Source organism: Mycoplasma testudinis ATCC 43263, assembly GCF_000687795.1.
Classification (GTDB): domain Bacteria; phylum Bacillota_I; class Bacilli_A; order Mycoplasmatales; family Mycoplasmoidaceae; genus Mycoplasmoides; species Mycoplasmoides testudinis.
Window position 1 is genome coordinate 1 of record NZ_JHXT01000031.1, and the last position, 8,933, is coordinate 8,933.

7 protein-coding genes are annotated in these 8,933 nt (G+C 29.0%); 5 read left to right on the forward strand and 2 right to left on the reverse strand.

The features are described from left to right. A partial coding sequence (locus tag T384_RS06785; protein WP_036498791.1) for a transposase occupies positions 1 to 244 on the reverse strand: 244 nt, incomplete at its 3' end. Positions 245 to 1,035: 791 nt separating this feature from the next. On the opposite strand from T384_RS06785, the gene argS reads away from it, so the two are divergent. Both argS and argF read left to right on the forward strand, forming a co-directional pair. Then, entirely contained in the window at positions 1,036 to 2,721 is a 1,686-nt protein-coding gene (argS, locus tag T384_RS0105660; RefSeq protein WP_027120188.1) for an arginine--tRNA ligase, read from the forward strand. A 108-nt stretch (positions 2,722 to 2,829) separates the two neighbouring features. Next, positions 2,830 to 3,855, forward strand: coding sequence for an ornithine carbamoyltransferase (argF, locus tag T384_RS0105665; RefSeq protein ID WP_027120189.1), 1,026 nt, complete (start codon positions 2,830 to 2,832; stop codon positions 3,853 to 3,855). A 242-nt stretch (positions 3,856 to 4,097) separates the two neighbouring features. Here argF and T384_RS0105670 read toward each other — a convergent pair whose 3' ends face one another. Next, positions 4,098 to 5,993, reverse strand: a complete 1,896-nt coding sequence (locus tag T384_RS0105670; protein WP_027120190.1) for a lipoprotein 17-related variable surface protein — start codon at positions 5,991 to 5,993, stop codon at positions 4,098 to 4,100. A gap of 292 nt (positions 5,994 to 6,285) precedes the next feature. On the opposite strand from T384_RS0105670, the gene T384_RS07360 reads away from it, so the two are divergent. The 3 genes from T384_RS07360 to T384_RS06790 all read left to right on the forward strand — a co-directional run bounded on the left by T384_RS07360 (position 6,286) and on the right by T384_RS06790 (position 8,661). Then, entirely contained in the window at positions 6,286 to 6,450 is a 165-nt protein-coding gene (locus tag T384_RS07360; protein WP_156933152.1) for a hypothetical protein, read from the forward strand. A 328-nt stretch (positions 6,451 to 6,778) separates the two neighbouring features. Beyond that, positions 6,779 to 7,162, forward strand: a complete 384-nt coding sequence (locus tag T384_RS0105680; protein WP_027120191.1) for a hypothetical protein — start codon at positions 6,779 to 6,781, stop codon at positions 7,160 to 7,162. A 425-nt stretch (positions 7,163 to 7,587) separates the two neighbouring features. After that, positions 7,588 to 8,661 (forward strand): ATP-binding protein, encoded by a 1,074-nt coding sequence (locus tag T384_RS06790; RefSeq protein ID WP_084266160.1) that lies wholly within the window; start codon positions 7,588 to 7,590, stop codon positions 8,659 to 8,661. Positions 8,662 to 8,933: the final 272 nt, after the last annotated feature.

Below are 8,933 nucleotides of genomic sequence, written 5' to 3' on the forward strand. Positions count from 1 at the left end.
AACCATTCCGGCGATTGGAGTTTTCAGAACGCTCGTATTCGCTTCTTCCTAAATGTTCATCCATTTCGGCTTTAAGAAGTGCATTCAGTGGTTCAGAAAATACTTCTGTCATTGATTTAATTAAACTATTGGCACTGCTAGCATCAAAAATATCTGGGTTTCCTAGTACCAATTGGTTAAATTGGTCCATTACTTTTCGATAATTTTCAGATTTAGGTGGTTTTGGAGTTATTTTCTTTGCCATCTTGTTAATCATCCTTAATTAATTATTTGAATTTTAACACGATGCCAATTTAACACACTTATTTCATTACTACCTAATTAATTATTTGAATTTTAACACGATGCCAATTTAACACACTTATTTCATTACTACCGAATTTTAAGTTCTAAACAATTAACTAAATCATTGAAGGTGTTTTTGATTTTATATTACTGTTTGTTCCAAGGTATAAGAATTTTAATGTGATATTTTAAAACTTATTATCACGCGCATAATCTTCGTTTTTGCTTTATTTTCATTATATTTTTTGGGGAAAATGTGCCTTTTTATATAGTTCACAATATTTGTATTGTATTTAGTAAACAGATAAAAAACACCATACTAAATTATGATAATAAACAGAGATGATTGTTTAAAAAACTGCTAGAAGCAGATTTTATATGTAATTTGTCGGATAGGCTTTGTTATATTCTATCTGTGTTAGGTTTACCTAATTGTGCAAAATCAGAGTAAGAGCAAAAAACCTTTATCTTTAATTAAAGACTCTTTTAAAAAGATAATAATTGTTAAAGGTGCGTTTTCAAATTGATATACAGAAAAAAATAAAAACAATTAATCTTTTCATTTTTTACTGGACCCTGCTGTCATTGATTAATGGTCATTTAAATTTATCGTGTGATATTTAAAGCATTTGTAAATTTTTGTAGCTATTTTAAAAATACTTTGATTTTACGGTACTTTTTTCACTAAAAATCAATTCGTAAAATACAATATTATTAATATCAATTAAATAAAAATCAAACGAGTCTATTATGAACTATTTATTTATTCGCAATTGTGTTTTACAATCCTTAAAAACACTTAATCTACAAAAGCCCAAAAACTTTGTTGTTGAAATGACTCGGAATTTAGAATATGGTGATTTTGCGACAAATGTAGCAATGATTTTGGCTAAGCCTTTGAAAAAAAATCCGCTTGAAATTGCAGAAAAATTATCGATGTATTTGGCTAAAGAATACAAGCATTTTTTTCTTAAGGTTGAAGCGGTTAAACCAGGTTTTATCAATTTTTTTATAAACCCAAAAATATATAACAAAGCACTAGCTCCTTTTTTAGAAAAAAATTATCATGCAAAACCATTATTAAAATCGCAAATAAAAAAGATTAATATGGAATATGTCTCAGCAAATCCAACTGGAGCGTTGCATTTAGGGCATGTTCGTAATGCTTATGTTGGTAACGTTTTAATTAATTTACTTCGTGCAGTGGGGCATAAAGTTACAAGTGAATATTGAATTAATGACATGGGTACTCAAATTGCTTTATTTGAAGTTTCAGTATTGGTTCGTTATTTTGAATTGTTTAATAAAAAAGTTGAATTTCCTAAAGGTGGGTATCCCGGAGAAGACCCGTATCTTGTTGCTAGAAAAATGAAAGAAAAATTTGGTGACAAATTTTTGAATGTAAAATGAGATGAAAACAACATTATTAAGAATAAAAAAACAGAAAGAATAATCTGACGTTTTTGTATTGACACAATGTTAAATTTAATTCGTGAACATCTGTCAATGATAGGCGTTGAAATTAAAACTTGAACAAGCGAAACTAAAGTCTTTTATTCTGGAATTATTGAACGTTTAATGCGGACAGGTTTTAAAAACCATACTTACAAAAAAGATGGTGCGCTTTGATTGAAGACAACTGATGGTGGACAAGACGATAAAGATCGTGTTCTAGTCAAAAGCGACGGATCGAGAACTTATTTTGTAACAGATATTGCAAATCAAGCAAATAAAAAATCACGTGGGTTTGATTTATTCTTGCACGTTTGAGGTAGTGATCACGAAGGGCATGTCAAGAGAATGAAATTGGCCATGCCAATTATTAAAGCTAAACCTGATCAACTCGAAGTAGTTTTAATTCAAATGGTTAAACTTGAAAAAGGTGGAAAAGAATTAACTTTATCAAAACGAGCAGGAACAGCTTTAACGATTCCGGATTTATTAAAGTTTATGAGTGTTGATACTTCCCGTTGGTATGTTCTTGCACAATCACCAAACACCCAAATAGTAATTGATGTTGATAAAGCAACTAAGAACGATAATTCTAATCCTGTTTATTATGTTCAATATGCTCACGCACGAGTTTGTCAATTATTAAAGAAAGCTAAATTACCAAAAGGTTTTAAACAACCTAAAGAATTTACTAAATTAATACATAAAACCGAAAGAGCCTTGATTGACATGCTGTTTTCTTTAGATCCTTTATTATACAGCGTGGTTAAATCATATGAACCACAACGGGTAGTAACATATGTTCACGAGCTAGCAAAAGCGTTTCATGCTTGATATAATGAATGCCGCGTAAATGATTTAACAGATTTAGAACTCAAAGGCCAACGCATCTGTTTAGCTAAAGCTGCTAGAAGTGCAATAAAATATTGTTTAAATTTACTTGGAATTAGTGCTCCAATTAAAATGGATCACGTCCAAAAATAAATATAATAAAGATAAGCATAAAAAAGATTAAATAAAAAAAGCATTAATTGGAAAATCTTTGCCAAGTTTTATTTATGATTGACATGCAATTGAAAGTAGGAAAAAACAATGAAAATTAGTTTAAAAGGCAAAAGTTTTGCAAGTGGATTTGATTTCAGTACTGAACAAATTTGGTATTTAATTAATCTTGCTTTAACATTAAAGAAAACAAAATATATTGATAAAGTTTTGACTAAGGATAAGCTTTTAGGAAAAAACATTGTTTTATTATTCCAAAAAGATTCAACTAGAACAGCATCAGCATTTCAAATAGCTTGTGCAGATTTAGGAGCAAGTTGTACTTATATAGGAGCAACGGGATCAAATTTCGGTAAAAAAGAATCAGTGGAAGATACGGCCATTGTTTTGGGCCGATTTTATGATGCAATTGCTTTTCGATGTTTTAAACATTCAGACTTATTAAAGTTTGTTAAAAACGCTAATGTTCCAGTTTATAATGCTTTAAGTGATTTTGATCATCCGACTCAAGTTTTAACAGATTTGCTTACATTACATGAACACTATGGTGAATTAAAAAACAAAAAAGCTGTTTTTATTGGTGACATTAAAAACAATATTGCAGCTTCATTAGTTATGGTCTGTGCTTTTTCAGGCATGAATATAGTTTTATCTGGACCACAAAGATACTTTAAATTAGTACATGAAGATGTTGTTAGAAAGGCTCAAAATTTATTTGCTATTAATGGTGGTTCGTTAACATTCATTGAAGATAAATTCAAAGCTGCTAAAGATGCTGATGTGGTTTATACGGATGGTTGATTAGAAATTGGCGAGGATCCAAAATTTTTGATTGATCGAATCGATTTATTAAGAAATTATCAAGTCGATACAAAAACTATGAAAGCAGCTAAAAAAAGCGCCATCTTTATGCATTGTTTACCTGCATTTCATGATGACCGAACTGAAATATCAGCATTTGTTAAAAAAACCTATGGAAAAAAATATCCTGAAGTTTCGACTGGTGCTATGGAAGTTACCGATGAAGTATTTAAATCAAAACAAAGTGTTGTTTTTACCCAAACCGAGAATCGCGTGCATGTTATTAAAGCTTTATTATTAGCAACCTTAGGATAAATTATTTAATTTAATGGTTCTAAATTTCTTAATATAAAACGAAAATCCAGCCTTGGTTCAATACCAGCCTGGATTTGAATTTCTTGTTTAGGCGCCAGAAATTAAAGGCGGTTATTCCACATGTTTTAATTGGGGGAACGATGGCCAACATTGCTTACTAGTCTTGATATCCAGACCGAACGTAAGTCTTATGACTTAGTTCACTCAGCAATGGCATTATTATAATTTAATGCTTTGATAAATTAAGAATTTGACGGTAAAGTTGTTTTCAATATATACAATACAAAACTTTGGTGTCATTTATTACTTTTATCAATTCTTCCTTGATAGTTAATGCGATTACCTTGTTTGTCAGTAAAATAAATATATCCTGAGATACTACTGTCATCAGTAGTAACATCTTCCATCTTCAGTTGATAGCCTTTTATTTGTAAACCAAACGGGACATTCCAAAACGAATCTGGAGAACTTGGATCAGATCCAACTATATCATTTAATTGTTTAGTTACCGCTATAGAAATTGGGGTATTCATTTTTAATCCTAGCGATTTTAAATTACTTAAAATGGAATTTGGGGATTGGTTTTCATAATCACTATTGATTCGATATCCTGTAACAAATTTTTGATAGAATTTTTGAATCATTTGAGGTGCATCACTAAATCCAGTTAAAGTTATATGAATAGGTAGGTAATTATTTACTTTCCCAAATAAATTATAGAATTGACCTTGATTATCTTCAATTACTAGCGAGCCAGTGATTGTGGATATATTATTATATTGTTTTTGATCAATGGGTTGTACAGATCACTTGGTTAAATTGATTTTATATCCAGCAGAAACCAAATCTGATGGTAGGTTTGGTAGTTGAAATTTGTTTGGAATGATTGAGTTAACTTGGTCTATTGTTGGATTTGTAGTGTTTCAATTGTCAAAGATATCTTCGGCAGCTCTTTGTGTGTTATCTGTTTGAATATTTATTTCATTATTGGTTGAATCTTCATTATATTTCAGGATTAATTTGTTATAAAAATCCTTTATTTCGTTTTTGTAAATAGTGTTATATCCAGAAATATTGATATTTTTTGTTGGCCCAACAATTTGATTGTTTTTTTGAACAAAAACGTTAATTGTAAGTATTCCCTTCTTGTCATCTGCATTTAGAACTTTAAATCCAATGTTATATCCTTCGTTAGTTAAAACTTCGTTTATTTCTGGTAATGCAAAGTCAATTCCGTCTAATGTTGTTGCATATTTTACGCCACTTGGTAAGTCGTGAGTATTTGAATCGATTGAATATTCATTTTTTAATTTATTTATGTAGTTTGTAATTAAAGATTCGTCGCGTTCTTGAATCTGTTTGTCTCTAGACAATGTAGTTTGAAATCCAACAACTTTAAATTCTTTATTAAATTGGGTAAGAGGTTGTTGTTGATATGTGATAATTAGGTTATCTTTTATAAATCCGTCTTGATTAGATAATGATAAATTTGATAGTTTAATCCCATATCCTGCTTTAACCAAAATTGGATCTAATGGTGGTAATATTATTCCTAATTTAGATAGATTTGTATCCTTTATTTCAGATGGTAAAAGGTTTGACAGATTTGTTTTTACAACAGGTTTTAATTGGTTTATATAATTAGTAATTAAATCTTGGTATGTTTTAAATCCTGAAATTTTAATAGGATCTGATGTTTTAATTACTTTTTGATCTTTTTTTATTTCAATAACAACCCTCAAAGAACCTTGATTATTGTCAGATGTGTTATTTAAAACCGATAGCTTTGTTGTGTATCCACTGTTTTTTAAATCCTTTGGCAGTTCTGGAATAATGACACCCAAATCAATATTTGAATTTTTATTCATAAAACTACTTGCTAATTCGTTTTTATATTTTGTATTAAAATCGTCTGTTAAGTTATTCAAATATGTATTTATTTCAATATTTTGAGAATGTTGTAAATTAGTTTGCGTTGAATCTGAACTAGTTGAAGTAGGTTTTGCGTTAGATTGCGTATTATCTTTGTGATTAGTTAAATCACTATTATTTCCGCACGCTCCGACTGTTAAAGCTATGATTGGAGAAAGCCCTAAAATTCCTGCAAATATCCAAGTTTTTCGTTTAGTTTTTTTCATATGAATTACTCTTTATGACATTATTCTTAAGACGCTAATAATTCTACTCTTTTTTAATAGTTTTAAAAGTGGGTGTTAGTAAAAACGTTTATCAAAGTAAGTATTTGCTAGTTATTTTTTTAGTGCTGTACTGGTCTATTTTCGAATAGTCAGATGATTTAACTTTACCAGTTAATAAATGATAGGTTTTCAATCTATTTTTATGAAACCCTGGAGTATTAGTCTTCATTAACTGTTTTTTGTACAATATTAAAATTAAATATTTATCAAATAAGTGTAAGTAGAACAAATTATGAAGGATAAAAAAATATTTCCAAAAATTGTTAGTTTAGAAATATTTTTGAAAAACGTCACTCCTTTTAATACGAAAGAATACGCAAAATCTTGTGATTTAGCAAACATTGAACCTTTGAGACAGGATTTTGTTAAAATTTTAAAAGCACTTGCTAAAACCTAATCAGTTCTACAACATTTTATGAGTGATATTGTTTTTACTAAAAAGAAAAAATTAATTTCGGTCAATCTTTTTAAAGAAAATCGTGTATTTAATGATTCAGATATACATTTTCTTTAGCGTGTAATCTACAACTCTCATGTAATTTGCAGTCGTTTCGTTTGAGATCACGGAAATCTTTTTCAACACGAATATCAATCTTCTTCAAAGATAATAAAAATTGATTTTGAACTTCAAAATCTTTACTATTCTAATGATTTATTTAATTTAGAAAATGATTACAATCTGTTACAAAAAAACTTTTTATGATTGTAAAAAAGAGTTTTCAGAAATGCCACAAATTAAGACTAGTCCAATTATTTATAGCATACCGATGTATCAGTTTTCAAAGATTCAAAGTCTGATTTTCAATATAGTATTTAAATTATTTCATAACTATTATTATGATACTTTAGATTATTGATTTGAGTTCATAAAGGGGATTGCAACATCTCACGAATTTATTGACGGTAATAAGAGAACGGCGTTATTATCATTTAATAAGTTAATTGTCTCTATGGGATATTACATAAAATGATCTTCGGATGCAGATAATTATGTTTCTTACGGACAAGAATTCATGGTTAATATGGCTTGAAGCGATTGAAATGACGAAAGCAAGAAAGAATATTTCAAACTAATAATCATGGATAACGTTTGGCTATCACTTTCTTAAAATTGTTAGATTAGCCTAATATTTGAATGAATATTTCGTTAAAACAAATATTATTATTGTGTTTGCAAAAAACCGAACTAATTAAGCTTGGGTTTAATTTTGGTGACTTTGACTAGAATCAAACTAGTTCTTATTGTCATTAATGTTATGGCGGAGATGACGGGAGTCAAACACGTTTCCACAATCAACTCTGCCATAGAGTCTACAGTTTAGTACGATAAATTTTGAATTCCCAGTTAATTAGAGTTACCATCTCAGAATAATCTTAAGATAGATAGCACAGGGTTAAGTTTTTGAATGCTAAGTCGAGTTCTATTTACGGACGGCGGATAATTGTATTTAAAAAATATGTTTTCTAATTTATGTAAATTTGCAATATAACTTAAATTTTTCATAAATTTAAGTGTAATTAACTTAAAATTATTATGATTAAACGAACTATTGTCTCTGATGTTATGGATAGTATTCAACATTTTCCTGTCACGTTAATAACGGGAGCAAGACAAGTTGGAAAATCTACTCTCTGTATGTTTTTAAATAAAAATTTGAAAATGAATTATGTCTCCTTGGATGATGTTCAAGCAAGACAATTAGCTATCAATGATCCAAAAATATTTTTTAACATTTATAAACCTCCGCTAATTATTGATGAAGTTCAGTATGCGCCAATTTTATTTAATTACATTGCCCCCATTGTAAATAAAGCTAGAATGGAAAATAATCAACCAAATGGATTGTTTATTCTAACTGGATCACATCAATATAATTTGATGAAAAATGTAACCGAGTCGTTAGCTGGTAGAGTTTGTATTATCAATTTATTACCATTAAGTTTTAATGAAATAATAGGACGAAAAGAAATTGCTTTTGACATCAATCCCGAAACTTTTATCCCTCGTTTGAAAGACAAAATAGAAATTGATAATTTATATGAAAAAATATTTAAAGGATCTTACCCTGAATTATATAAAGATTCAAATTTAAATTCAAATAAATTCTATCAAGGTTATGTATCATCTTATTTAGATCGAGATATTCGTGAAATCGTTTCTGTGAAAGATTTATCTAATTTTTATAATTTTTTTCAAATGATTGCATCATTGACAGGTAAAGAACTAAATTATAGCCAGTTGTCAAAGCAAGTTGGTGTTTCGGTAAACACAATAAAAAGTTGAGTGAGTGTTTTAGAGACCTCAAGTATTATTCATTTGCTCCAACCTTTTTATGAAGCTTCAATTATTAAGCGAGTTACAAGACGACCTAAATTGTATTTTAATGATACTGGTCTGGCATGTTATTTGGCAAGACTGATTGACCCAAAAACTTTAGCAAAGTCTTATTTTTCTGGTTTTTTTGTAGAAACCTATATGATAAACGAAATTATGAAAAGTTATCAAAATACTAACACTCCTGCTGCTTTTTATTATTATCGAGATAGCAATCAAAATGAGATTGATTTAGTTATCCAGCGTAATGGAGTTTTGGAAGTAATGATTTAAGTGTGTTAATGTCTAGATTTCTTTGAAACCATTGACATCGTGTTATTAAAAGTATACTAAAAAACGGAAACGCTTTCGCAATTTTCCGTTTTTATCATTATTTAAACGCGCAAATCTTTGACTCTTGGTCAAGATTGAACAATAAATTAAGTGTTTGTATTTATTCTGGTTGCAAATCTATATCAAATAGAATTTCGAGTTGCTGAATTATACTTTGCCAATTACGAACTTTCATTTGCCTATCGTCGCGTTCGTAATTCATGATGCCTAAA